Raw genomic sequence first — 756 nt, forward strand, 5'->3', positions numbered from 1 at the left:
TGCCCGGGGCATAACTGGTACCAGCTTGGTTCCGTACAAACGCGGGAGGGTTGCTCGCCCCAAAATAGACGTCATGGGAAACCGCACTGCTGTCAGCGGTCCAGCTTAAATCCGTATTTATCGCAACACCGGTGGAATCATTGGAAGGGCTGGGATTGGCCGCTTGCCCGGGTAAAGATCCAAAACATCCATTTGCATGAGGGCTTGATGCAGTTGTAACAACACCGGGCAGTGTGATATTCCTTGGACTATTGGTATAAGTATCTGTTGTAAATACAAGATTTGACATGTGTGCGGATGTATCACTGGCATAATATGTTCCGTCACCGACATCCTGCCTTGTAGTATTATAGAACGTATTGTTTTCAACGGTCGTTGTCTCATCCCTGGTGCCGGTCATTTCATATGAATTGATAATTACATTGCATGATACAGACATGTCCAGTTCAGAGCTATTGTGTGCAAACCAACGTGAAGCCTTATTTACACCAACTATCGTGTTCTTATCAAATGTAACATTTTTAGAGATATAATAATAATTACCATACTCAGTGTCGCCTGTTGGACTTTTTCCTATGTCATAAAGGATGTTCCCTGAAATAGTTGCATTTTCAACACTATAAGGCAAGCCTCCAGGATCGCTAAAACAAATTCCCCGGTTGGAATCGAATATAACATTGTCCTTTATAATTACATTTTTTACATGGTAATGCCCGTCAGATGCAGGACCCCAACTACCGGAGCCACCGCCGTTTG

General features: G+C 43.8%; 1 protein-coding gene. It reads right to left on the reverse strand.

Annotated features, from left to right (window positions below; translation table 11 throughout):
• Nucleotides 1-756, reverse strand: a 756-nt coding sequence (locus D1164_RS23915) for a hypothetical protein (protein ID WP_206611106.1), incomplete at both ends; no start/stop codon positions are given.

Origin of the sequence: Mariniphaga sediminis (assembly GCF_003573545.1) — a bacterium.
Classification (GTDB): domain Bacteria; phylum Bacteroidota; class Bacteroidia; order Bacteroidales; family Prolixibacteraceae; genus Mariniphaga; species Mariniphaga sediminis.